We start from the raw sequence: 23,709 nt of genomic DNA, 5'->3' as shown, positions 1-23,709 counted from the left end.
GGGCCGCCTTTTTGCATTTCTGAAGCAGGGGTTAGAGGTCGAGTACGAAGCGTCCCTTGCCGGCCTGTTTGGCCCGGTACATGGCGGCATCGGCTCGATTCAGCAGATCATCGATCCGGGAGTGCCGACCCGAGCGGCAGAGTGCCCCGCCTATGCTGCCGGCAAGGGAGAGCTGATGGCCCGCGACATCGGCGGGCACGGCCATGGCGGCCAGCAAGCGATCGCACAGGGCGGGCAGCTCCTGTTCGGGATGGTGCAGGGCGGGCAGTACGACGGTGAACTCGTCGCCGGCAAGACGAGCCACCATGTCGCCGGGGCGGACTTCCGATGTCAGCACGCTGGCGAAGCGTTGCAGCAGGGCGTCGCCGACGTGATGGCCCAGCCGATCATTGATCTGCTTGAAACCGTCCAGGTCGAGAAACAGCAGACCGAGCGACTCCGCACTGTAATGTACTCGCTCCAGTTCGCGGGCCAGGCGCAGGGTGAAGGCACGCCGGTTCGGCAGCCCGGTGAGGGGATCGTGGGCCGCCTCGTGCTCAAGCTGAGCCTGCAATGCCTTGTACTCGGTGATGTCGGTGCCGAGGATATAGACGCCCTGTTCATCGCTGCGACTCGGGATCATGGTGATGCGCAGATCTCGCTCTCCGATGGGTAGTGTAAAGCGGGACTCGAAGCTGAGTTGCTCGCCGGCCTGTGCGCGCTCGAGATAGGCTTGGGCGCGCTGATAGCTGGTTTCACCCATGCTGTCTCGCAGGCTCGTGCCAAACAGCAGATCGGAAGCCAGCCCGAAGTAGCGACAGTAAGCCTGATTGGCGAACAGATAGCGACCGTTCGGTGCCACCATGCTGATGGTGACAGGCAGGCCGTCGGTGATGGCGCGCAGCCGGGCCCGGCCACGCTCGATTTCGGCCTGCACCCGGCGACGGGCCGTGATGTCGTGCAGAAAAAGGGCCAGGCGAACCTTGTCATCGAAGCGGTAACGCTCGGCAATCACCTCGACCGGGAGACGCCGCCCGTCCCGGGTATGGATGTCGCACTCCAGACGCCGCGGCTGATCGCCGGAAAGCGGCAGCTGGGTGAACAGGGGATGATTCTCTTCAAGCAGGCGAGCCAGGGGCTGACCCAGCATCTCTTCGGCTTGCCAGCCAAGTAGGGTGGTGGAGGCAGGGTTCCAGCCGGTGATGGTGAGTGTCTCGTCGAGTTCGAGAAAGGCATTGCTGGTGTGCTCCAGCATATGCTGCAGGCGCCGCTGCTCTCGCCACAGGCTTTGCTGTACGGCACTGCGTTCGTTCATTTCCCGATGCAACTGCACCACTGTTTCCGACAGTTCGTGAGTGCGTTCGCGTACCTGCTGCTCCAGCCCTTGCTGCAGGGTGAGCAGTTCGGCTTCGGCCTGCTTGCGTTCGCTGAGATCGGCGAACACGGCGATCATATGGGGGGACACGGTACGGCTCTCGCACAGGGCGACGCTGAGCTGCACCCAGCACAGGGAGCCATCGGCGCGGATCATCCGCTTCTCCAGCCGATAGTCCTGCCGCTGCCCCGCGAGCAGCGCTTCAAACAGGGGGAGCTCCCGGACCAGATCCTCGGGATGAGTCATGTCATGCCAGGTGAGCCCGAGCATCGCTTGTTCGCTGTAGCCAAGTAGTCTCTCCAGCCCCGGGTTGGCCCGCAACCACTGTCCCTCAAGGGAGGAGAGGGCCATGCCGACCGATGACTGGTTGAAGGTGAGGGTGAAGAGGTGTTCCTTGTCTTCCAGTATCTGGTTCAGGCTGCGTACCTGATGGCGTCGCTCCAGATCGTGCAGGGTGTTCTCCACCAGGCGGCCGAAGTCGTCCAGATCCTGACATTGGGCCTGGTCGAGTTGGCGGGGGTGCTGATCGACCAGGCAGAGGGTGCCGAGCACCACGCCGTCGAGGGCCCGCAGCGGACGGCCGGCATAGAAGACCACATGGGGCGCTTCTGTCACCAGCGGATTGTCGGCGAAGCGCGGGTCACGCCTGGCATCGGGCACCTGCATGATGTCGGGACGCAGGATAGCGTGGCCGCAGAAGGAGTGTTCCCGGCTGATCTCGCACATCTCCACTCCGCTTTTGGAGAGGAACCACTGCCGATCCACATCGGTCAGGGAGACCATGGCAATCGGCAGCGAGAAGTGTCGAGTGATGAGGCGGGTCAAGCGATCCAGTTGATCGATGGGTTCCCGGTCGAGCAGGCCAAGGATGCGCAGTCGCTCCAGTCGACTCTTCTCATCCAGTGGCAGAGGGGGGGCAATCATGCAGCGCTCCTGCTGTTGGTATTGCCATGGTTATATACAAGGTTACCAATAGGGTCTACTCACCTTGCGGTGGATCGACCGGTTTGCTCTTCTTCTTGTGCTTGCGAACCCGCATATAGTTGCGACGCACCCCGTAGGAGAGGAGCAGGCCTGCCAGCAGGGCCACCAACAGCATCAGCCGCTGTTTCTCCTGCGTTACCTTGAGCCGGATGTCCTTGTCCGCCAGTAACTGCTGCTCTTCCAAGGTGATGCGCAGGTAGCCGAGGGTTTGATCACCATCCAGGATCTCCTGCACGTATTGGGTGCGTCCCTTGCCCTGTTCCGGCACCGACTTGTTGTCACTGCCGATGGGCAGCAGGCTCTCCAGTGGCATGGCCTGTTCCGACTGGGCGAGGGGAATGCCGCGGGCATCGTACAGAGTGACATCGAGGATCTCGGGTTCGGCGGCCAGATCCCGGGCCAGCCGCTCCAGCTCGCCGGTTTTATCTTCCTTGAGCCAGCGTTTCATGTCGCGAGCCGCATAGGCCACCAATGCCTGGGCACGGTTGCGTGCTTCGCTGTGCAGGGCAGCCTGGCTTTCGCCCTGCATATGGATGAGCACGCCCAGCACCCAGCATCCGAGCAAAATACCGGCGCCCAGACTGAGAACACGTTTGATGGGAAGATGACGCTGCAAGCCGAGGCCTCATGATGACTAGGAGTGGCGGGATCTTGGCGCTTGCCTGTACAAAAAGCAATACGCTACTCTGGGCCGGCACTATTAACCCCCAGATCACCAAGGAAGGCGTCCCTCTATGTTGTTGTCCCAGCTCCCCCCATTGTTGTCCGATTGGCCTGCGCTGTTGTCTCACTCTTCCTGCTGGCAGCTGGAAGGCGAGACCTTGCAGCCTGCGAGCGCGCCCTTGTCGGCCGCCTGGCTGGTGCTGTTTGGTAAGGGACTGGGCCCCGCTCATCTGGCCAGGGTGGCAACCTTGCTGGCGGCTAATGGGATGGAGGCCAGCCTCTATCCGCCGACCGAAGTGGCGGGTGTACCGCTCATGCTGCTTGGCACGGCACGTTTCAGCCAGGAACTGGTGATGCAGCTCAAACAGGAAGAGTGGGATATCGATCTCTGCCATCTGCCAGCATTGCCGACCCTGAGCGAACCCGGCTTGCTGGTGATGGACATGGACTCTACCGCCATTCGCATCGAATGCATTGACGAGATCGCCCGGCTGGTCGGTGTCGGGGAACAGGTAGCTGCCGTGACGGCCGCCGCCATGCAGGGCAAGCTGGAGTTTGCCGACAGCCTGCGCAACCGGGTCGCCCTGCTGGCAGGTGCTCCCGTCGCCATTCTAGACGAGGTAGCCGCCGACATGCCCTGGATGCCGGGGCTGCAACTGATGGTGGATACCCTGAAGAGGGCTGGCTGGAAGGTGGCGATCGCCTCGGGCGGATTCACCCGTTTTGCCGGCGAGCTGCAACGGGCGCTGGGGCTGGATGCCATCTTCGCCAACGAGCTGGCGGTGGAAGGGGAACGGCTGACCGGCCAGGTCAGCGGTCGTATTGTGGATGCCGGCGTCAAGGCGGAGGTGTTGCAGCAGCTGGCGCAGGAGTTTGGTGTGCCCGCATCCCAAACCGTGGCTATCGGCGATGGCGCCAACGATCTCAAGATGATGGGGGTTGCCGGGCTGGGCATTGCCATTCACGCCAAGCCGTTGGTGCGGGCCGAGGCCGCCGCCACCCTCAACCATCACGATTTGGAAGGGGTGATCTGTCTGCTGGGCGCGCTGGCCTGTCGCGATCGTCGCTGGAGTCGCTGATATCCCTTATGTCAGGGCGGTGGTACACCGCTCCCTACGTCATGGAGGACGTAACAGTCACATGGAGCTGATGCAACAATCTCTGTTTATTCCCTGTGGCGAACATCAACTGCATGTTCGCCATATCCAACCGGGCATTGCCGTGCATGGCGAGCCGATCCTGATGGTGCACGGCGCCATCGAGAATGGCCGGATCTTCTACACCGAATCGGGCAAGGGACTGGCCTGTTTCCTGGCCCGTCACGGTTATCAGGTCTATGTGGCCGATCTGCGGGGCCGTGGCCTGAGTACGCCAACCATCGCCGAGCAGGCCGGCCATGGCCAGCATGAACTGATCACCGAGGATCTGCCCGCGTTGCACCGCTGGGTGGCCAAGCGCCATTCAGGCTTCAAGGTGCACTGGGTCGCTCACTCCTGGGGCGGCGTCATCATGGCTTCGACCTTGGTCCGTTTTCCCGAATTGGCCCGGCAGGTGGCCAGTCTGCTGTTTTTCGGCACCAAGCGGGGTGTCTCGGTACAAAACCCGGAGCGCTGGTTGAAAGTGGATCTGATCTGGAACCGGCTGGCCCCCTGGTTGGCCCGGCGTCGTGGGTTTCTGGCGGCGCGTAATCTGAAAATAGGCGCCGATGACGAGCCGCTGCGCTACTTGCAGGAGACCATTCCCTGGGTCAAATGCGGCCCCTGGCTGGATCCCCACGATGGCTTTGCCTATGACGAGGCGGCGGCCCGGGTGAACTGGCCACCGCTCTGGATGATTTCGGCCAAGGCCGACAAGGTGCTGGGACATCCCACCGATGTGCGCCGCTTCAGTGACGAGATGGGGTTGGCGGCGCGCCACACCCGGCTGGGGCGGGACAATGGCAATCGCCTCGACTATGACCATATCAACATGCTGACGGCACCACAGGCTCAGGAGGATCACTTCCCCCAGATCCTGGCGTGGTTGCAGGACCCGCAGGCTGCTTGATGAAGGCCGGGAATGAAACAATGGCGGGCCTGTGCCCGCCATTGGTTGCTTGCCGATTTGCCTGAGCGATGTCCGGAGTTAACTGGCTCGCCTGTATGAGCGTTCAGTGGCTGGGGGGCGCAATGCCAAGGCGGAACAGCGTGGCCCGGGTGGTATCGGTCAGCTCGCCAACGCCGACCACGCTCCACAACTCCTCTTCCAGCTTGCGCGCCTTGTGGATGGCGAACTTGGCGATGTAGTCGAGCTCGTTGGCGATGAAGTTGGTATCGGGGCGTCCGGTACGGGAGATACCGACCAGTACCGAATAGAACTCCCCTCTCTTTAACGCCAGATCGATGAAGGCGCGCTTCTCCTGCGCGTTGGTAAAACTGCGGGCCAGCCGGCTGTCAAACACCGGGAGGCCGGTATTGGTCTGCTCGCAGGCGATGTAGACCTCATCTTCCTTCGGTTTGTCTTCCCGCTCTATGGCCCGCAGCGGGTTCATCAGCAACTCCTTGAGCAGCCCCCCCTGAAACAGAGGATAGAGGTTGTCCTGGTCCGGCAATTCAGCACAAGCCTCAAGCAGCTGGTGAAGGCTACGCGGTTGCAGCGATTTGCCGATTGATGCCGGTTTGGGGGCGCCTTTCAGCTTGTTGATATAGACCGGTGAGTTGAACAGGTGATGGGTATAGATGTTGCGAAGCGCCCGTGCCAGCCCACGGTAACGCCGCTGCTCCTGCGCTGCCTTGAGCTTGTTCTGGTTGCTCTCTATCAGCAGGCTGAAGAACTGGCGGCCGGTGTGGCGATCTGAATCGCCTTCGATACACAGATGCAGCACGGTGCGGGTCGTGTTGAGGCTGACCAGACGGTAGGAGAGACGCTGCAGATCCATGCTCTTGGAGAGCTCCTGCAGACGGGGTAGCGCTATGGTCACCACATCATTCTTTTCGCCGTCAAAGGCCTCTTCCAGCTCTATCTGCAGGCCGTGAGTCGAGATATCCCGGGTCCAGCCCAGCCAGGATTTGCCCTTGTGATGGATGGCAACTGCCGTCTTGTGGATGTAGCGCAGCTCTTTGCGAAGCTGGACATAGTGCAGGGTTTCGATTTCGAACGGGGCCGCTTTCTGGTCGTGAGCATAGCAGTGCAGCTCGTTGGCATTCTCGTTGAGTGCCTCCTGCGGGCGGAACTCGTCGCGCTGGGACTCCTGGGTAATGTCCTGCAGCAGGCCGACGTAGCCAATCTGTTTGAGCCGCTCGGTCAGCAGTATGTCCTGTAGTTGCGGGTTGTCCTGCCCCTGCAGTTGACCGATATCCGCCTCAACCAGATCGCATGCCTCCAGGGTGAACTTGTAGACCCGCCAGCTGGGCCGCCGTGAGCCCACCTGGAAGAACAGGGATTTCAGGCCGCTTTGCTGCAGCTCCTCGGCGCTCGCCGAGAAGAAGTAGATATGGCTGCGAACCGTATGGGTGAAGGCGTAGATCAGGGTTTCGCTGGTGGAGCCCGACGGGGGACAGAGCTGCTTCATCCGTTCGGCGTAGAACAGACTCGCCAGGGTGTCGCGGTTTTTCTCGTCTCGCCAGTACTCCAGCAGGTGCTGGTTGTTCTCGGTACGCAGAGCGATTTCCAGAGACGGGCTGTCTCCCTTGCCAAAAAACAGCGGCATGCCGGTCATGCGTGGCAGGTAGAACTGCTCATACCCCTTGATGATGGCGGCGGAGAGCAGATAGTCGACACTGACCCGGTAACGGGCCTTGTTGGCTTCGATGAATTCCTCAAGGAAGGTATCGAAGGCGGAGTGTTCACCGGTGCGCACCAGACGCAGCCAGTACTTCCCCTCCTTGCTCTCCTCGCCGAGGATCTGGTAGCTGACGGGCTGGTGCAGGACGGGGTTGGGGTTGTCCCGTTCCAGTCCGGTGAAGAAGACCTCCACCTGGGCACCGGTCAGGTAGTTGGGCAGATAGGGGACGGAGACGCGCATTCCCCCCAGCGACAGATCCGAACTCTTGGCAAACAGCTTTTCACCATCCTGAAACTTGATCAGCAGGGGGGAGCTGAAGTGCATCCGCTCCTGACGGCGGCCGTAATAACTGGCAAAGGAGATAGTGTTGACATCATATTGCCGGAAAGGGCTCGCGGGGGGGGTGAGCTGGCTGTCTGAGCGGGTATGGTGCTGCCGCAGCCACTGCTGCATGGCTTCATAGACACCCAGGGTATAGATATCGCGATAGAGATAGCACTGGGACTGGAACAAGCCTGCCGCCTCGGCGGGCATGAAGTGGGTGATCCCCTCAAACTCGTGTACCTGGCACTCCTCCCCCAGCTCGTCGCGCATGTCGATGACCCTGCGGCAGGGGGAGCATTTGCGTTTGAGCTCCATTTTGATCAGAAAACGGCTGTTGCTGTTTTCCTCCTGGGTCAGGCGGTTGAAGATCTCTTCGAAATCCTTCTCCCGCAGCAAGGGGATGAGTTGTTCAATCAGATGTTGCTGATGCGCTGAATCCATGTGTTCCTGCCACGGAAATCCATTTTTCCGATTCTGGGTTTGATCTGTGGGTCGCAAACAAGTATATCAAGCAGGAATTCATCCTGTCCCCGAGTTATCAATGGCTAAAAATAAAACTGCTTATGTATGTTCCGAATGTGGTGCCGACTTCACACGCTGGCAAGGCCAATGCAGCGAGTGCAAGGAGTGGAATACCATCACCGAGGTGCGCCTCGGCTCGATGACTCCCACTGGCAAGAGCGCCCGTTACACCGGTTATGCCGGTGCCATCGGCAGCCAGGTTCAGACATTGGCAGAGATAGCCACCACTGAAATCCCCCGTTTTACCTCAGGTTTCAAGGAGCTGGACCGCGTGCTCGGTGGCGGTGTGGTGCCGGGATCGGCCATTTTGATAGGCGGCAATCCGGGGGCGGGCAAGTCCACCCTGCTGCTGCAGACCATGTGCGGCCTGGCGGAGCGCATGAAGACCCTGTATGTCACCGGGGAGGAGTCTCTGCAGCAAGTGGCCATGCGTGCCAACCGCCTGGGGCTTCCCACCGACAAGCTGCGCATGCTCTCGGAAACCAGCGTCGAGCAAATCTGCCTGATCGCCCAGCAGGAACAGCCCCAGATCATGGTCATCGACTCCATCCAGGTGATGCATGTGGCAGATGTCCAGTCGGCGCCGGGTTCTGTTTCCCAGGTGCGGGAAGCAGCCGCCCTGTTGACCCGCTATGCCAAGCAGAACCACGTGGCCATCTTCATGGTGGGCCATGTCACCAAGGATGGCACCCTAGCGGGCCCCAAGGTGCTGGAGCATTGTATCGATTGTTCCGTGCTGCTGGACGGGGGGCACGACTCCCGTTTTCGCACCCTGCGCTCCCACAAGAATCGCTTCGGGGCGGTCAACGAGCTCGGCGTGTTTGCCATGACCGGGCAGGGGATGCGGGAGGTCAGCAACCCTTCCGCCATCTTCCTTAGCCGTGGTGAAGAGCAGGCCCCAGGTTCCATCGTCATGGTGATCTGGGAGGGAACCCGTCCCCTGCTGGTGGAACTGCAGGCGCTGGTGGATTATTCCCAGCTCTCCAACCCGCGCCGGGTGGCGGTGGGGATGGATCACAACCGTCTCGCTCTGCTGCTGGCGGTGCTGCATCGCCACGGTGGCTTGCAGATGGCGGATCAGGATGTATTCATCAACGTGGTGGGGGGGGTCAAGGTCGAAGAGACCAGTGCGGATCTGGCCCTGCTACTGGCCATGGTTTCCAGTTTCCGCGATCAGGCGCTGCCCAAGGATCTGGTGGTTTTCGGGGAGGTGGGGCTATCCGGTGAAATCCGTCCGGTACCGTCCGGCCAGGAGCGATTGCAGGAGGCAGCCAAACATGGCTTTCGCCGCGCCATCGTACCCCACGCCAATGCCCCCAAGCATCCCATCGAGGGGATGGAAGTCGTGCCGGTGAAGAAGCTGGCCGATGCACTGGAAGCCTTGTAACCATATTGAATCGCAATAAAAAAAGAGCGCTTTGGCGCTCTTTTTTATTGTCGGAACGGCTCTGCCATCAAGGCTGGTTGTGCTCAAGGTGCTCGCTCAGCAGTTGCTCCAGTTCCCGGTGGAGCAGTTCTTCATCACCCACGTTGAGTTCAATCATCCGCTTGAGGTGGGTGGCGCTGTCGATATCGATGTGATGACAATAGAAGCCCAGCTTCTTGCTGGCAGTATGGGTCAATTCGACCTGCATCTTTATCTCGATGTCGCTGCCACTCAGGACAAAACTTATCTGGTATTCCTTGTTGTCATGCTCTTCCCAGTCATCGGGCCTTATCAGCAGAGCACCCTGCAAGGAGACGTCGACCAGCTGAGTCTGCCACTTTTCTTCCCCTTGAGTTAGTTCAGCCGTGGTCAAATAGAGGATCCGTGCAAAACGGCGGCGCTCAGACATGCTCATCTCCTGTATGCAATTGCTGTAGACACTGGGTCACTGTTCTGAGTGTAATCGACCTTGACCACCAGTATCTTGAACTTGCTCCAAAAATGGGCTCAGGCCTGCTGGGCACTCAAAGATTCCACTATATGCAGCGCCTTGACCAGGCGATCCTCTTGCTTGAATCGCTCCTCAAGCACAGGACCCAACTGGTTGAGGTCTTCATCCAGCAGCAGCAACTGCGCTTCGTCGGCTTCACTGTACTTGTCGTTGAACTCGAGGGCGAACTCGGTGCTGGTGCGGATGTGGGGATAGATGCGCTTGGCCAGCTCCAGGGTCTCTCCACTGGCCTGTTCGAAGGCGGTGACAACGTGGTGGTAAATCTCGAAATGACCTGCACTAACGTAATCGACCAACTTGTCACAGAAGTGCTGCAGTTCTTCTGGTTTGGGCAGGCTGCGCTGCTTGGCGCGCGCCGGGGTCAGACCGGCCAGCCTCATGTATTCGACCAGCAAGGCTTGCCTTTCATCCAGCCAGTCGTCGATTGCCTTATGTTTGCCTGCCAGCGCCTGTTTGGTCTGTTCCAGTTTCGTCAACATAATCCCTCCATGGGACAAGGCCGGGCGATTGATGGGACTCCCAAGCCGTTTGAGCCGTGACCTCACCTATAACTATGGAAAATATGTCCGACCGTCAATAGGCTTGCCCGGATATTGTGCATTGGTGAAGAATCAGACGACCCGTGTTGGCCGGGCTAGCAGGTTTCGGGCCTGTCCGCGCTTTTTGGCATGTGTAATGTGACTATTTCCGCAGATCTTGATGAAAACCCCAGCGTTTAACGTCTCCTGGTCGATAAAGCCTTTGCCTGGGCGTTTTTTTTTGCATAGAGTGACCCAGCGCTAAATGCCCGATCATAAAGGAAATGTTATGAACAAAGCTCAACTTGTCGATGCAATTGCCGCCAAAGCAGATCTGAGCAAAGCTCAGGCCAAAGTGGCTCTGGAAGAGATCATCAATGGTATTACCCAGAGCCTGAAAGAAGGTGACGCTGTGCAACTGGTTGGTTTTGGCACCTTCAAGGTCACCCACCGTGCTGGCCGTACCGGTCGCAACCCGCAAACTGGTAAAGAGATCCAGATTGCTGCTGCCAACGTGCCTTCATTTGTGGCTGGCAAGGCTCTGAAAGACGCTGTCAAGTAAGTCCGAAAGTCCAATTCTGTCCAATGCCAGTCAGCTTGCTGACTGGCATTGTTTTTATCAGCCCCCGTGAAATAGCGCCTTCTAGCCGGATCGGCTCACCTTATGGGGGACAGACCCGGCTGATCATGGTGAACCCCTCGTCTGAAGGTGCCAGCTGCACAGTAACCTCCCCGAGTTCGGCCAGATCGGCGACATGGGTTCCCCCGCAAGGGATAGTGACCTCTTGCCCATCCAGTGTGCAGTGCCAGTAGCGCGAATCGATGATCGCCTCGCCAGCCCGGCTGCGGCGGATTCTGCCACCAACGGCCAACCACTTGCCCAGCTGCTGGTTGATACTGGCTTCAATATGGGCGAGGTCGGTCAGCAGAGCCTCACCGTTGACTCCCTTCTTGCGCAGGCTCTTGCCGATGCGATATTGATCGTGGCAGCCCATGGGCTCGACCCGTGACGCCTGCATGGCGAGGCGGTCGAAATCGGGCTGAGCCAGTGCGTCCCGCTCACTCACCTCTTTTCGCCAGTACGGGATAAGTGCCCGGTTGAGGGCCAGTGCCGCCAGATGACAGCCGCTGTGGCCCAGGCTCAGGGCATAGCGGGCATCGCCATCCACCCGCAGTTCGACCAGGGTACCAGCAGCCAGGGTGTGACAACCCGCCAGCGGATGCACCACCACGAAGGCCCACCCCTCGGTGCCCCGTTTGACCGGGATGTCCTGATCCACGAACAACTTACCCTCCGGGCTGATGGCGCCCATGCGGCATGGGCCCACAGCCGCTTCGCCACCCTCCCAATGGGCTGTACCCACATCACCCGGTTGATCGGGCCAGAGATGGCTCTGGGGGTGAAATGGAGTGAGATCGGTGACCAGCAGGCTGGTCTCGCCATTCTGGCAATAGAGTACTTTGGCCTGCTCACAGAGATGGTCCAGCATGAAGCTGGTTCGGGTATGTTCCATGGAAAGGCTCCCGTTGCGAAATGAATAAGGGGGGAGGTGGCAGCATACGCCAAAGCGAGCAGGGGCTCATTAACCGCAGTTAATGATCCCCTGCGTTTTTCCATAGTGAACGCTAGATCATGGCGACCAGCAGATAGGTATTGAGCCCTATCACCAGAGCCACAATGAGGCGCCCGAGCGCCTGGGTGACGGGGTGGTTGCGATGCTCGCCCATCAGTGCCCGATCGCCGGTCAGCATCAACAGGGGGATCAGGGCCAGCGCGATACCGAAGCTCAGGATCACCTGGCTCAGTACCAGGATCTCGGTGGTGTTGAGCCCCATGGCGATTACCACGAAGGCGGGGGTCATGGTGATGGCGCGTCGCAGCCAGAGCGGGATGGTAAAGCGCACGAAGCCCTGCATCACCACCTGGCCTGCCAGGGTACCGACCACGGTGGAGGAGATGCCGGACGCCACCAGTGACAGACCAAACAGGGTCGCCGCAGCTTGTCCCAATAGTGGCGTCAGGGTCTGGTAGGCGGACTCCAGCTCGGCCACCTGCTGGTTGCCGGAGCTGTGGAAGGCGGCCGCGGCCATGGCCATCATGGCCAGGTTGACGAAGCCGGCGATGGTCATGGCAATGGCCACATCGACCCGGGTGGTGTGCAGCCGCTGGGTGACCGAACCCCGATCCTGGGTGTGCTGGGTCAACGCCGAGTGCAGATAGATGACGTGGGGCATCACGGTCGCCCCCAGTACGCCGGCTGCCAGATAGACGGCGTCACCGTTGGGCAGCCCAGGGAAGAGCGCACCTTCCAGCAGGCTCGGCAGATGGGGACGGGAGAACACCAGCTCGACAATGTAAGCGGCCGCCACGAACAGCAGCAGACCGCCGACCACGAATTCCAGCGGCTTCTGGCCGCGGGATTGCAGCATCAGGATCCCCCAGGTGAGCACGGCTGTGATGCAGGCGCCTTCCAGCAGGGTGACCCCGAGCAGCAGCTTGAAGCCGACTGCGGCCCCGATGAATTCGGCCAGATCGGTGGCCATGGCGATAATCTCAGCCTGCACCCAGTAAGCCCAGACTGCCGGCTTGGGCAGCTTGTCACGAATGTGTTCCGCCAGATTCTTGCCGGTGACGATGCCGAGCTTGGCCGACAGGGTCTGCACCAGCATGGCCATCAGGTTGGCCCACACTACCACCCACAGCAGTTGATAGCCGAAGGTGGATCCCGCCTGGATATTGGTGGCGAAGTTGCCGGGATCTATGTAGCCAATGGCGGCGATAAAGGCCGGCCCGAGCAGGGTCAGCTTGAATTTGCGGGCCGGAATGGCCGTGGTCAGTGCGGGTTGCATGGCATCACCCTCCATAAGGATATGGAGAAAGAATAAATCTAAATGATAACCATTATCAATTGATGTTTTGTATCATACCAATAGGGAAAAACATTTGAGGCGGTGAGTTGCAGTGACGGGCGCGATTTCGTACAATACGCCGCCCTAGAAAAGCAGCGACTAAACACCTTTATGTTCCTTGCCTCCGAGGTCTGGCTGCACCTGGGCGGAGGCTGAATTAATCCGTAAGGAGCTAAAATGCGTCATTACGAAATCGTCTTCATGGTTCATCCGGACCAGAGCGAGCAAGTACCCGGCATGATCGAGCGTTACACCGGCGCCATCACCACCTCCGGTGGTACCATTCATCGCCTGGAAGATTGGGGCCGTCGTCAGCTGGCTTACCCGATCGACAAACTGCACAAAGCCCACTACGTTCTGATGAACGTAGAAGCAGAGCAAGCCGTTATCGATGAGCTGGAAACCAGCTTCCGCTTCAACGATGCCGTTATCCGCAACATGATCATGCGCACCAAGCACGCCGTGACCGAAGTTTCTCCGATGGCCAAGGCCAAAGAAGAGCGCTTCTCCCGTCGTGACGACGAGCGCCGCGAAGAAGCTACTGAAGCTGCTTCCGAAGAGTAATTCTGGATCACTGACTAGAGGATAAAGGCCATGGCACGTTATTTCCGTCGTCGTAAGTTCTGCCGCTTCACCGCCGAGAACGTTACCGAGATCGACTACAAAGATATCGTTACTCTGAAAAACTACATCACTGAATCTGGCAAGATCGTACCGAGCCGTATCACCGGTACCCGCGCCAAGTATCAGCGTCAGCTGGCACGCGCCATCAAGCGTGCTCGTTACCTGGCTCTGCTGCCGTACACCGATCTGCACAACAAGTAAGAATCGGTCCGGCGCTTAAGCCTAACTCAACGAAATTTATAGAGGAAAGGTAATGCAAGTTATCCTGCTCGACAAAATCGCCAAACTGGGCGGTCTGGGTGACCAAGTTTCCGTTAAAGCTGGTTATGCCCGTAACTATCTGATCCCGCAAGGCAAAGCTGTTATGGCCACCAAGGCCAACATCGAAGCCTTCGGTGCTCGTCGCGCTGAGCTGGAAGCCAAACTGGCTGCCAACAAAGCTGCTGCCGAAGAGCGCGCTGCCAAGCTGGGTGAACTGGCTGCCGTTGTTATCGCTTCCAAAGCTGGTGACGAAGGTAAACTGTTCGGTTCCATCGGTACCCGTGACGTGGCTGAAGCCATCACTGCTGCCGGCGTAGCCGTTGCCAAGAGCGAAGTCCGCATGGGCAACGTTCTGCGCAACACTGGCGAGTACGAAGTTGCCGTTCAGCTGCACGCTGACGTTAAAGCAACCGTACAGCTTCAGGTTGTTGCCCTGTAATAGCGATTTGCTGTTGCAGAAAAACCCGCGCAAATGCGCGGGTTTTTTATTTTGGGGCCCGGGGGTAGAGTGAAGATCTGTTCCTCTGGAGGAGATCCTTATGGCAGCCTGGGTTGAAGGCCGCGTCATTGAACGCATCGAATGGACACCCACCCTGTTTTCCCTGCGCGTGGCGGCAGAGCTTGCCTCCTACAAGGCAGGGCAATTCACCAAGCTGGCCCTCGAGCAGGGCGAGAGGCGCATCCAGCGAGCCTACTCCTTCGTCAATCCCCCTTCCTCGCCTTATCATGAATTCTATTTTGTCGAGATCCCGAGCGGAGAGTTGACCCCCTCTCTGGGCTCCTTGCAGGTTGGCGACAATTTGCTGGTGCAGTCTCAGGCCACCGGTTTCCTGACTCTGGATGAAGTGCCTGCTGGTCGCGATCTCTGGTTGCTCTCCACCGGGACCGCCATCGGACCCTTTCTCTCCATGCTGGCGGATGGGGAAGCATTCTCCCGTTTCGAGAGTCTGGTGTTGGTGCACGGGGTGAGGAAAGGGGAAGAGCTGAGCTATCAGCCGCTTATCGCCAGTTTTGGCAAGCATTACGGGGCGCGTTTTCGTTATGTGCCTTTCGTCAGCCGTGAGGTGTGGCCGGGGGCGATGGCCGGGCGGATCCCTACCGCCATTGCCAATGGCCAGTTGCAGGCGCGGGTTGGCCTCGATTTTTCACCCGAGTTCAGTCAGGTGCTGATCTGCGGGAATCCCGCGATGGTGAAGGAGACCCAACAGACCCTACTGGGATTGGGGCTTGCCAAGAACCTGCGGCGCACGCCAGGCAACATCAGTGCGGAAAACTACTGGTAGGCAACATGAAGACAGGGGCCTTGGGCCCCTGTTTCATAGATGCGATACACAGGTCAGTGCTTCTTGTTGCCTTTGTCTTTGAACTTGTCGTGCCCCTGACCCGGGTTGTTGCCGCTGTGAATGCTGCGGTTGTAGTGATCCCGGTACTTGCCATCCATCTTGTCGCAGTTGAGCTTGATGCGGCTGTCGCCGATGCCGAGATCCAGGCAGTTGTTCTGCCACCAGTCGTACTCCTTGTCATCCCAGTCGACGTTCAGCTTCACATTGTCGGTGGAAATCCGGATGCCATCGCCGTCCTTGGAGTGGGGAGGGGCGGCAAAGGCGACCCCATTAGCCAGCAGCAGGGAGAGCAGCAGGGCACCTTTGTTGAACATGGTTTTATGAGTCATAACGAGAATTCTCCGTTGTTACTGGCCGTTGCCCGAGGTGGTTGGCATCTGGTTGGTGCTGGGTGGATGATTGCGGTGCTCTTCATCATCGAGATCGATTCTGACTCTCCGGCATTCGGAAGGGGCTGTATCGCCCACTCCCAGATCGAGGCAATCGGCTTGTGACCAGCCAAACTGCTGGTCATCCCAGTCCAGATTGAAGGTTAGCTCATCGACGGAGAACGCTGAACCACCCCCGTCCTCGTACTGTGATACGGCCTGTGCTGCACCGGTAACGAGAAAAAGGGACAGTAACAAGGTAGTCGTTCTGTTCATGATGGCCTCGGTTAATTGTCATTGCGGGTCAGTCTATTCCAGCCGGGCTGAACCCGGGCGGAACCGCACCCAATCTCATCATACTATTCAGTGTGGCAAGAAAGTGTACCGACTTTTTGCTGTCGATTTGTCCGTTTTGGTCGCACTCTGGGCAGCTGATCACTGATCTCGTGCAATTCGCATGATTGCCCTTCTCTCGGCGAGTCCGCTGACTATAATCGGCAGCCACCTTTTCTCCACAGCACCACCTCTTCATCATGACAACACAGCTTTCTTCTGCCCAACGCTACCCCAAGGGATGGTTCGCACTGACCACGGTATACAGTTTTACCGGGCTGGCCATTCTGGCTTCCATCGTCTTCTCCTTGCTGCTGTTTCTCTCCATTGATGACAACCCGCTGATGAAGTGGCTGTTTGGCGGCCTGGCGATCATCTTCGAACTGGGCAAGTTCTATGTCTGGTATGAGTATGGTGAGCGCAAGGCGCGCCGGGATCTCGGCGGCGCCCTCTGGTCACTGTTGTTTTACAGCGTACTGGCTGCCATCTCCATCGGTGGCAGTATCGGCGGCATCAACAGCGCCACCAACACCATCCTCAACCAGCAGGCTCACCATGAACGGGTTATTGCCCGTTTTGACGAGCAGATCGCCAGCATAGAGCGGCAGATCAAGCTCAACGAGGAGGCGGCCCGCAAATACATCGAGCTGGCACGCATCTCCAGCGGCGTGACCGCCCTGCAGCGTGACAACACTCGCCTGCGTCTGCAACAGGACGAATTGCGCCAGCAGCGCGATGCCAAGCCAGTCAATGAGCAGTCCTCCATGCTGGGCCTGATGAGCAGCCTGGCAGATGGCATGGGGATGAGCATCAGCCAGGTGCAGTTTCTGCTGGTCTGCTTCCTCTCCATCCTGCTGGATGTATTCGGTGCTTTCTTTGTCAGCCTGATTGGCGAGGAAAACCGCTTCCGCCGCCAGTGGCTGCGCCAGCAGGCTCAGGAGCGCCGGGAGGCCCAGCAGGCTGTGCAAGTGCCGGCGCCTGTTCAGCCCGAGGTGGTGGTTCAGCCCGAGCCGGCTCCGGCCGTGGTGGAGCGGGTACGTGGTGCCCTGGAAAGCGGTGAGCTCAAGTGCAGCAAGCGCTCGGTGGCCCAGGCGCTGTCATTGTCGCTGGAGGAGGTGGATAGGGTATTCCATCACCTCTTGTCACAAGGGGTGCTGGGGCAGGGCAGCAATCGCCATTACCATCTGCGTACTGAAAACAGCTGAATCCTGTTCAGTCGTACCAGACCAATCCCTCATAGGGGCTCTCCCTGAGAGAGGAAAGTCGGCTCTCAAGGTTGCCAACGTGGATTTCAAGTTGATGGCCGTCAGGGTCTTTCAAGTAGAAGGATTCACCTTCGCTGCGATTGGTTTTCCATTCATCTATGCCCGCCTGGCGCAGGCGGGTACAAAACGCCGAAAAGTGTTCAGAGGCGATGCTGAAGGCAACATGGGTGTAGTCCCTTGCCGGGTGCGGGTGGTCGCAGGAAAGGCAGAGCCACAGTTCGCCCAATGTTAAATAGGCTCCCCTTGTCCAGCGGACACGCGGTTTGAAACCCAGGATTTCGACATAGAAGGCAAGGCTCTTGTCGAGATCCCCTGTTGTCAGGGTCAGATGGTTCAGACCAGTCAGCATTATTCCTCCAGCTCCCTTGTTCGTTCTTGCCCCTAGTGCGTCAGCACCATCATCAGGGCAAGAAATGCCGCCAGCCCGCCACCCAGACCGATGATCCAGTAAAACCCCTTGGCCCCCTGCTTGAGCGGGATGCGAAAGTAGAGCAGAAACGCCCACCAGCCCAGCGCCAGCAACAGGGGAATAAGAAACATTCGAGCCATGGTGTCCTCGCTGTTATTCTGTTGACCCTTGATCAATCAACAGGATGGATTGTGCAATGACGCAACTACAGATTACCGCATTCGGTGACCCCTCGGTACTCAGGCTCAACCCTTCTCTCGACAAGGTGCCGGCAGAAGGGGAAGTGCGGGTGCGCATCTGCTTTGCGGGGGTCAACCCCATCGATGCCAAGACCCGCGCCGGACTTGGCTGGGCGGCGGCCCAGAACAAGGACAAGCTGCCCTGGACGCCGGGCTATGACGTTGCCGGCGTGGTCGAGAAGGTCGGCCCTGGTGTCAGCTCGCTGGTCGAGGGGGATTGGGTGTGCGGCATGGTGGGCTTTCCGCTGCAAGCGGGGGGCTATGCAGAATCCGTGGTGGCTGGTGAAGGGGAGCTGGTCAGGCTCGATGGCGTCAGCCTCAAACAGGGGGCGGCACTACCGCTGGCAGGGCTCACCGCCTGGCAGGGACTGTTCGAGCACGGCGCCCTCAAGGCGGGGCAGCGAGTGCTGATCCTGGCCGGTGCAGGCGGTGTGGGCCATCTGGCGGTGCAGTTTGCCGCCGCTTATGGCGCCGAGGTGGTCGCCACGGCCAGCGGCGACAACCACAGCTTCCTGCACGGTTTGGGTGCCAATACTCTGGTGGATTATCACGATGCCGACTGGGCCGAACAAATAGTAGCCGCGGGCGGCCAGGTCGATCTGGTGCTGGATCTGGTGGGGGGCGAGAGCGGCAAGGCGGCCCTGGCCTGCGTCAAGCCGGGCGGGCGTCTGGTGACGGTGCCGACCATCACGGCTCAGCTGCTCAAGGATGCGGGGGCCGAGGCCGGAGTCGAGGTACTCGGCATGCTGGTCCATCCCGACCAGAAACAGCTGGCCCAGATGCTGCTGTTGCTGCGCCAGGGCGAGGTGAAGATCACTGTTGCCGGTGAGTTCCCCCTGGCCGAAGGGGCGCAGGCCCACCATGCCATCGAGGATGGCCATGTGCGCGGCAAGCTGGTATTGCGCATGCCCGCCGCCGACGACTACCCTGCATGAACGATCTGATGGAGATGGGGCTGGGGTGGCTCTTTTTGAGCGCCTTCACCTCGGCCACTCTGCTGCCAGGTGGCTCGGAAGTGCTGCTGGGGGCCATGGCCGCCAAGGGGCAGTGGAGCATGGCCAGCCTGCTCGGGTGGGCGACGCTCGGCAATACCCTGGGCTCCATGACCACCTGGTGGCTCGGCTGGCTCGCCACCTTCAAGAAAAAACCGGAAGATTTTCAAGGCCGTGGGGAACAAAAAGCCCTGTGTTGGCTCAAACAACATGGCCACTGGTGCCTGCTGCTGGCCTGGACGCCTGTGGTCGGTGATGGACTCTGTCTGTTGGCTGGCTGGCTGCGTCTCTCTTTCTGGCGCTCTCTCGTTCTCATCGGGCTCGGCAAGTTGCTGCGTTATACCCTGATTTTTCTGCTGGCCAGGCAGATCTTCTAGCCCTTTTGTCACTCACGAGGTAACCGTGAACAAACTCATTCCATTAAGCATGCTGCTGGGCTTCACCCTGCCGGTGCTGGCAGCGCCCATCCTGGTGTCGGAACAGGTCAAGGAGGAGGGCAAGCTCGCCATCCCCTACCAGATGTACAAGCTCGACAACGGCCTGACCGTGATCCTGGCTCCCGACAAATCCGATCCCCTGGTGCACCTCGACGTCACCTACCACGTGGGCTCGTCGCGAGAGACGGTCGGCAAGTCCGGCTTCGCCCACTTCTTCGAACACATGATGTTCCAGGGCTCGAAAAACGTCGGTGATCAGGAGCACATGCGGATCATCAACGAGGCTGGTGGCGACATGAACGGCACCACCAACCGGGATCGCACCAACTACTACGAGACAGTGCCGGCCAACCAGTTGGAGAAGGTGCTCTGGCTGGAGGCGGATCGCATGGGCTTCCTGCTCGATGCGGTGAGCCAGAAGAAGTTCGAGATCCAGCGCGCCACCGTCAAGAACGAGCGTGCCCAGCGCGTCGACAACCAGCCCTATGGTCTGGTGGGGGAGAAGGTAGGTGAGGCACTTTATCCGCGCACCCATCCCTACTCCTGGCAGCCCATAGGCTATGTGGAGGATCTCGACCGGGTCGACGTGAACGACCTCAAGCAGTTCTTCCTGCGCTGGTATGGTCCGAACAACGCCACCCTGACCCTGGGCGGCGACTTTGATACCAAGCAGGCGCTCGCCTGGATTGAGAAGTACTTCGGCCCCATCCCGCGCGGCCCCGAGGTGGCGGAGCCAACCCCCAAGCCGGTGACCCTGCCCAAGACCCGCTATGTGACGCTCGAGGACAAGGTTCACTTGCCGCTGCTCTACATCAGCTACCCGACGATTGCCCTTGGCGATCCCCAGGAGCCGGCGCTCGACATGTTCGCCGACGTGCTCGGAGGCTCTGCCAGCTCCATGCTCTACCAGTCATTGGTGAAAACCGGCAAGGCAGTCGATGCGGGGGCCTCCCACTACTGCGAAGAGCTGGCCTGTACCCTGACCGTCTACGCCTATCCCAACCCGGCGGTGGATGGCAGCCTCAAGACCCTCAAGGGGGAGGTGGACAAGGTGATCGGCGAGTTTGCCGAGCGCGGCCTCAAGTCCGACGATCTGGAGAAGGCGATCAACAAGTACCGCGCCTCCGCCATCTGGGGGCTGGACAGCGTCTCCGGCAAGGTGAGCCAGCTCGCCATGGGCCAGGTCTTCGCCCAGGATCCCAACTATGTCTTCAAGACCCTGGATGCCATCGGCAAGGTGACGCCCGAGCAAGTCAAGGCGGTCTACGACAAGTTCATCGCGAACAAACCGGCGGTAGTGCTGAGCGTGGTGCCCAAGGGCAAGACGGATTGGCAGGCGGCCGTCCCCAACTTCACCCCCGCCAAGCGCGAGTTGCCGGATTACAGCAAGCATGACAAGGCGCTGGCCGAGCGGCCGGTGAAAGACAGCTTCGATCGTAGCGTCCAGCCCAAGGCGGCGGATGCGGTGAGCGTCAAGGTGCCGGCCATCTGGCGCGGCAAGCTGGACAAGAACATCGAGATCATCGGCACCGAGAGCGACGAGATCCCCGCCGCCTCCATCATGATTGCCCTGCCGGGCGGCATTCGCGCCGAAGAGCAGGGGCAGCTCGGGCTGGCCAATCTGACCGCCGCCATGATGGGGCAGGGGTCGGTACGCCTGACCGAAGCCCAGCTCAGCGACGAGTTGCAAAAGCTTGGCTCCAGCATCGATGTCTCCAGTGCCCAGTACAACACCCTGATCACCATCAGTTCGCTGGCGGACAAGTTGCCCCAGACCATGGCGCTGGTACGCGAGGTGTACGAGCGCCCCGGCATGCGCGAGGCTGACTTCGAGCGGGTCAAGGCGCAACTGCTGCAGGGGATGCAGCAGAGCGAGCAGCAGCCGGAATGGCTGGCGGGCCAGGCGTTCCGCGAACTGGTCTACGGCAAGGAGAACCGCCTCGGCCAACCCACCGACGGGGTGATCGGCGACGTGGCCAAGCTGACCCTGGCGGACGTGAAGCGCTTCTACCAGACCTACTACAACCCGACCAATGCCAAGGTGGTGGTGGCCGGTGATGTGGGTCGCCAGCAGATCGAGGAGCAACTCGGCTTCCTGACCGAATGGAAGGGGACAGCCCCGACTCTGGGCAGTCTCAAGCTCAAGGGCGAGCAGGTCAAGCCCGGCATCTATCTGGTGGACAAGCCGGGTGCGCCCCAGTCGGTGATCCGCATCGGCCGTCGTGCCTTGCCGTTCGACACCACGGGTGATTACTTCACCGCCAACCTGATGAACTTCAACTTGGGTGGCAACTTCAACAGTCGCATCAACCTCAACCTGCGGGAAGACAAGGGTTACACCTATGGTGCCAGCTCCGGCTTCTCCGCCAACCGCGAGGTGGGTACCTTCGCCACCGGCGCCAATGTGCGCAGCGATGCGACCGTGGATGCCATCCGTCAGTTCCTCAAGGAGATGGACAACTACCGGGCGAGCGGGCCGACACCGATCGAACTCGCCTACATGCGCAGCGCCGTCTCCCAGCAGGATGCCCTCTCCTACGAGACCCTCGGCCAGAAGGCGGGTTTCCTGTTGCAGATGATCATGTATGACCTGAAGCCGGACTATGTGCAGGCCCAGAGCAAGCTGATCAAGACGGTGTCGCCCGAGACGCTCAAGGCCAGTGCGGCCCGCTGGCTCGACCCGGCCGACATGGTGATCGTGGTGGTGGGAGACAAGCAAAAGCTTGAAAAACCCCTGAAGGAGCTTCATCTTCCCATCTATCCGCTGCAGTTGCCGTAACTGGCATTTCATATCAATAGAGCCGCCCCGGACGGGGCGGCCTCACATGAGCCGAGAATATGACTACAACAAGCTTGTCGCTCACCGAGTTGCTGGGGGCGCTGGGAGCGCCGGAACGCCTGACTGCCCTCAAGGGGATCCGGCGCGGGCTCGAGCGTGAATGTTTGCGCATCACGCCGGAAGGCCGGCTCGCCCAGAGTGATCATCCGCGGGCGCTGGGGTCGGCCCTGACCCACCCCAATATCACCACCGACTACTCCGAGAGCCTGCTGGAGTTCATCACCCCGGCCACCGACTCCATCGACAGCCTGATGGAGCAGCTCGGCGATATTCATCACCATGTGATGCAGCACCTGGGTGACGAGCGGATCTGGCCTCTCTCCATGCCCTGCTTCGTGGGTGGCGAGGAGAGCATCCGGCTGGCCCAGTATGGCAGCTCCAATATCGGGCGGATGAAGACCCTCTACCGTCAGGGGCTCAAGAACCGTTACGGCAGCCTGATGCAGGTGATCGCCGGAGTCCACTTCAACTTCTCGATGCCGGACAGCTTCTGGTGCGAGTGGCAGGAGCTGGAGTGCGCCGGTTGTTGCAGCCAGCGCTTCATCTCCGACAAGTACATGGGGCTTATTCGCAACGTCTACCGTTTCGGTTGGCTGGTGCCCTATCTGTTTGGGGCATCCCCGGCCATCTGCGAATCCTTCCTCAAGGGGCGCAAGAGCGCGCTGCCGTTCCAGAAGACCGGCAAGGGCACCCTCTACCTGCCCTACGCCACCGCACTGCGCCTCTCCGATCTCGGCTATACCAACAGCGCCCAGGCCGGGCTCAAGATCAGCCACGACAGCCTGCCCGCCTATGTGAGCAGCCTGCGCCGTGCCATCAACACCCATGATCCTGACTTTGCCAAGATCGGGGTCAAGGTGGACGGCGAGTACCGCCAACTCAACGACAACGTGCTGCAGCTGGAGAACGAGCTGTATGCCCCGATCCGTCCCAAGCGCACCCCGCGCAGCGGCGAGAAGCCGTCCGACGCGCTGGAGCAACGCGGCATCGAGTACATCGAGCTGCGCACCGTGGACGTCAACCCCTTCACCCCGCTGGGGATCGAGGCCGATCAGATCCGCTTCTTCGATCTGTTCCTGGTCTGGTGCCTGCTGCGCCCGTCTCCCGTGCTCGGCGAGGAGGAGATCGCCCGCAATCGCCGCAACCAGAACAAGGTGGTGCTGGAGGGGCGTCGCCCCGGCTTGATGCTGGAGGACGAGCAGGGCAACCCCATCGGTCTCAAGGAGTTCGGTCTCAAGCTGTTTGACGAGCTGGCCCAGGTGGCCGAGCTGCTGGATCGCTGCTGCGGCCGTCACCATTACCGCAAGACGCTGGCCGAGCACCGCGAAAAGCTGCTCGACCCCGAGCTGACCTACTCGGCCCGCATCCTCAAAGATCTGCTGGCAAGCGGCGAGGACAACGGCTGCTTTGGCGACAAGCTGGCGACCCGTTACCGGGAGCAGCTGCTGGCGGCCGAGCTGCAATATTGGGATGAGGCCTATTTCGCCGGCGAGGCGAAGGACTCCCTGATCAAGCAGCGGGAACGGGAGCGCAGCGACAGCCAGTCGTTTGATGACTTTCTGGCCGACTACTTCGGAGCCAGCACGACTGCCGCCTGATATCAGGTACACCAGAAGCCGCTCGA

24 protein-coding genes are annotated in these 23,709 nt (G+C 60.1%); 13 read left to right on the top strand and 11 right to left on the bottom strand.

From position 1 onward, the window contains the following. Positions 1 to 31 precede the first annotated feature (31 nt). Entirely contained in the window at positions 32 to 2,278 is a 2,247-nt protein-coding gene (locus tag MRK42_RS18160; protein ID WP_354688452.1) for a PAS domain S-box protein, read from the bottom strand. Positions 2,279 to 2,333: 55 nt separating this feature from the next. Continuing rightward, a complete protein-coding gene (locus MRK42_RS18155) occupies positions 2,334 to 2,954 on the bottom strand; it encodes an AhpA/YtjB family protein (RefSeq protein ID WP_042071098.1) in 621 nt (206 codons plus the stop codon). Positions 2,955 to 3,072: 118 nt separating this feature from the next. Between MRK42_RS18155 and serB the strand changes: the two genes are divergently transcribed. Further along, the gene (gene serB, locus MRK42_RS18150; protein ID WP_354688451.1) at positions 3,073 to 4,080 is read left to right on the top strand and encodes a phosphoserine phosphatase SerB; all 1,008 of its coding nucleotides are present in this window, start codon (positions 3,073 to 3,075) and stop codon (positions 4,078 to 4,080) included. A 61-nt stretch (positions 4,081 to 4,141) separates the two neighbouring features. Next, complete coding sequence (locus MRK42_RS18145) at positions 4,142 to 5,047, top strand: alpha/beta fold hydrolase (protein ID WP_354688450.1); 906 nt, start codon at positions 4,142 to 4,144, stop codon at positions 5,045 to 5,047. 103 nt (positions 5,048 to 5,150) lie between these two features. On the opposite strand, the gene MRK42_RS18140 is transcribed toward MRK42_RS18145, so the two are convergent. Continuing rightward, positions 5,151 to 7,529, bottom strand: a complete 2,379-nt coding sequence (locus MRK42_RS18140; RefSeq protein ID WP_354688449.1) for a PilZ domain-containing protein — start codon at positions 7,527 to 7,529, stop codon at positions 5,151 to 5,153. Positions 7,530 to 7,629: 100 nt separating this feature from the next. On the opposite strand from MRK42_RS18140, the gene radA reads away from it, so the two are divergent. Next, on the top strand, positions 7,630 to 8,997 hold the full coding sequence (radA, locus tag MRK42_RS18135; protein ID WP_354688448.1) for a DNA repair protein RadA: 1,368 nt from the start codon (positions 7,630 to 7,632) through the stop codon (positions 8,995 to 8,997). A gap of 67 nt (positions 8,998 to 9,064) precedes the next feature. Here the strand turns inward: radA and MRK42_RS18130 are convergent, their stop codons facing one another. Together MRK42_RS18130 and MRK42_RS18125 are read right to left on the bottom strand one after the other, a co-directional pair. Next, the gene (locus tag MRK42_RS18130; protein WP_026458689.1) at positions 9,065 to 9,445 is read right to left on the bottom strand and encodes a PilZ domain-containing protein; all 381 of its coding nucleotides are present in this window, start codon (positions 9,443 to 9,445) and stop codon (positions 9,065 to 9,067) included. A gap of 98 nt (positions 9,446 to 9,543) precedes the next feature. Next, positions 9,544 to 10,026 (bottom strand): Rsd/AlgQ family anti-sigma factor, encoded by a 483-nt coding sequence (locus MRK42_RS18125; RefSeq protein WP_042071106.1) that lies wholly within the window; start codon positions 10,024 to 10,026, stop codon positions 9,544 to 9,546. A 328-nt stretch (positions 10,027 to 10,354) separates the two neighbouring features. On the opposite strand from MRK42_RS18125, the gene hupA reads away from it, so the two are divergent. After that, positions 10,355 to 10,627, top strand: a complete 273-nt coding sequence (hupA, locus tag MRK42_RS18120) for a nucleoid-associated protein HU-alpha (protein WP_005340484.1) — start codon at positions 10,355 to 10,357, stop codon at positions 10,625 to 10,627. 100 nt (positions 10,628 to 10,727) lie between these two features. On the opposite strand, the gene MRK42_RS18115 is transcribed toward hupA, so the two are convergent. Together MRK42_RS18115 and MRK42_RS18110 are read right to left on the bottom strand one after the other, a co-directional pair. Next, a complete protein-coding gene (locus MRK42_RS18115) occupies positions 10,728 to 11,579 on the bottom strand; it encodes a hypothetical protein (protein WP_354688447.1) in 852 nt (283 codons plus the stop codon). A 112-nt stretch (positions 11,580 to 11,691) separates the two neighbouring features. Further along, on the bottom strand, positions 11,692 to 12,915 hold the full coding sequence (locus tag MRK42_RS18110; RefSeq protein ID WP_354688446.1) for an Nramp family divalent metal transporter: 1,224 nt from the start codon (positions 12,913 to 12,915) through the stop codon (positions 11,692 to 11,694). 237 nt (positions 12,916 to 13,152) lie between these two features. Here MRK42_RS18110 and rpsF point away from each other — a divergent pair, with 237 nt between their 5' ends. From rpsF to MRK42_RS18090, 4 genes are all read left to right on the top strand, one after another. Next, positions 13,153 to 13,539, top strand: a complete 387-nt coding sequence (gene rpsF, locus MRK42_RS18105) for a 30S ribosomal protein S6 (protein WP_026456576.1) — start codon at positions 13,153 to 13,155, stop codon at positions 13,537 to 13,539. 30 nt (positions 13,540 to 13,569) lie between these two features. After that, positions 13,570 to 13,800 carry a 30S ribosomal protein S18 gene (gene rpsR, locus MRK42_RS18100; protein WP_005308890.1) on the top strand — a complete coding sequence of 77 codons (231 nt, stop codon included), beginning with the start codon at positions 13,570 to 13,572 and terminating at the stop codon, positions 13,798 to 13,800. Positions 13,801 to 13,852: 52 nt separating this feature from the next. Then, complete coding sequence (rplI, locus tag MRK42_RS18095) at positions 13,853 to 14,299, top strand: 50S ribosomal protein L9 (protein WP_026456575.1); 447 nt, start codon at positions 13,853 to 13,855, stop codon at positions 14,297 to 14,299. A 100-nt stretch (positions 14,300 to 14,399) separates the two neighbouring features. After that, positions 14,400 to 15,143 carry a ferredoxin--NADP reductase gene (locus MRK42_RS18090; protein ID WP_354688445.1) on the top strand — a complete coding sequence of 248 codons (744 nt, stop codon included), beginning with the start codon at positions 14,400 to 14,402 and terminating at the stop codon, positions 15,141 to 15,143. A gap of 53 nt (positions 15,144 to 15,196) precedes the next feature. Here the strand turns inward: MRK42_RS18090 and MRK42_RS18085 are convergent, their stop codons facing one another. Together MRK42_RS18085 and MRK42_RS18080 are read right to left on the bottom strand one after the other, a co-directional pair. Continuing rightward, on the bottom strand, positions 15,197 to 15,517 hold the full coding sequence (locus MRK42_RS18085) for a hypothetical protein (protein WP_082037480.1): 321 nt from the start codon (positions 15,515 to 15,517) through the stop codon (positions 15,197 to 15,199). A 33-nt stretch (positions 15,518 to 15,550) separates the two neighbouring features. Next, positions 15,551 to 15,847 (bottom strand): hypothetical protein, encoded by a 297-nt coding sequence (locus MRK42_RS18080; RefSeq protein WP_082037476.1) that lies wholly within the window; start codon positions 15,845 to 15,847, stop codon positions 15,551 to 15,553. Positions 15,848 to 16,104: 257 nt separating this feature from the next. On the opposite strand from MRK42_RS18080, the gene MRK42_RS18075 reads away from it, so the two are divergent. Next, positions 16,105 to 17,109, top strand: coding sequence for a Preprotein translocase subunit SecY (locus tag MRK42_RS18075; RefSeq protein ID WP_354688444.1), 1,005 nt, complete (start codon positions 16,105 to 16,107; stop codon positions 17,107 to 17,109). 7 nt (positions 17,110 to 17,116) lie between these two features. Here MRK42_RS18075 and fos read toward each other — a convergent pair whose 3' ends face one another. Then, positions 17,117 to 17,518 carry a fosfomycin resistance glutathione transferase gene (gene fos, locus MRK42_RS18070; RefSeq protein ID WP_354688443.1) on the bottom strand — a complete coding sequence of 134 codons (402 nt, stop codon included), beginning with the start codon at positions 17,516 to 17,518 and terminating at the stop codon, positions 17,117 to 17,119. Between the two features lie 32 nt (positions 17,519 to 17,550). Then, on the bottom strand, positions 17,551 to 17,718 hold the full coding sequence (locus MRK42_RS18065) for a hypothetical protein (RefSeq protein ID WP_167335326.1): 168 nt from the start codon (positions 17,716 to 17,718) through the stop codon (positions 17,551 to 17,553). 56 nt (positions 17,719 to 17,774) lie between these two features. On the opposite strand from MRK42_RS18065, the gene MRK42_RS18060 reads away from it, so the two are divergent. The 4 genes from MRK42_RS18060 to gshA are packed head-to-tail and all read left to right on the top strand — an operon-like array spanning position 17,775 to position 23,683. Beyond that, on the top strand, positions 17,775 to 18,752 hold the full coding sequence (locus tag MRK42_RS18060; RefSeq protein WP_354688442.1) for an NADP-dependent oxidoreductase: 978 nt from the start codon (positions 17,775 to 17,777) through the stop codon (positions 18,750 to 18,752). Continuing rightward, a complete protein-coding gene (locus MRK42_RS18055; protein WP_354688441.1) occupies positions 18,749 to 19,186 on the top strand; it encodes a YqaA family protein in 438 nt (145 codons plus the stop codon). The genes MRK42_RS18060 and MRK42_RS18055 overlap by 4 nt, the downstream gene beginning before the upstream one ends. A gap of 25 nt (positions 19,187 to 19,211) precedes the next feature. Next, positions 19,212 to 22,025, top strand: a complete 2,814-nt coding sequence (locus MRK42_RS18050; protein WP_354688440.1) for a pitrilysin family protein — start codon at positions 19,212 to 19,214, stop codon at positions 22,023 to 22,025. 59 nt (positions 22,026 to 22,084) lie between these two features. Beyond that, the gene (gene gshA, locus MRK42_RS18045) at positions 22,085 to 23,683 is read left to right on the top strand and encodes a glutamate--cysteine ligase (RefSeq protein WP_225634039.1); all 1,599 of its coding nucleotides are present in this window, start codon (positions 22,085 to 22,087) and stop codon (positions 23,681 to 23,683) included. Positions 23,684 to 23,709 lie beyond the last annotated feature (26 nt).

Source organism: Aeromonas sp. 19NY04SH05-1 (genome assembly GCF_040581895.1).
In the GTDB taxonomy this organism is placed as follows: Bacteria; Pseudomonadota; Gammaproteobacteria; order Enterobacterales; family Aeromonadaceae; genus Aeromonas; species Aeromonas enteropelogenes.
Note: the sequence above shows the minus strand (reverse complement) of the source record. Positions and strands in the feature narration are given on the sequence as shown.